The sequence below is a fragment of the Oleiphilus sp. HI0067 genome (assembly GCF_001635735.1).
In genome coordinates this window covers 1-404 of sequence record NZ_LWFI01000772.1, presented here as the reverse complement: position 1 = coordinate 404, position 404 = coordinate 1, and the positions used below count along the sequence as shown (strand labels likewise).

General features: G+C 44.1%; 1 protein-coding gene. It reads right to left on the bottom strand.

Annotation, left to right across the window (positions count from 1 at the left end):
* Positions 1-404, bottom strand: a 404-nt coding sequence (locus A3739_RS29745) for a phosphoribosyltransferase (protein ID WP_068501020.1), incomplete at both ends; no start/stop codon positions are given.

The following is a 404-nucleotide window of genomic DNA, read 5'->3' as shown; positions in this document are numbered from 1 at the left end:
TTCTTTTGTTAAGCCATCTAATTCATGCGGGAATACCAGCCACTCATCGCTCTCATATAAGAAGTAATCTGGGATGCGATTAGTCTTGTTGTTCTTAGGCTTGTAGTAGGGGGTCGCAACTTTAATAGTTGGAGTGTTCTTTTTACAGCGAGCAGTAAGATCAACAATAGTTTGATCAATACTCAGACCGCTGTCGTGTACATCGTCAACAATTAACAGGTTCTGGTGGCTTTCAACGCGATTAATGAGATACGTTAAACCGTGCACTTTTACTTGTTTAGCGCGTTCGCCAATGGCCGTATAGCTCGAAGTACGAATAGCAATGTGGTCGCATTTGACGCCAAGCACTTCAAACATTTCTTGAACAGCGATGCCTACTGGAGCACCACCACGCCATACGCCTA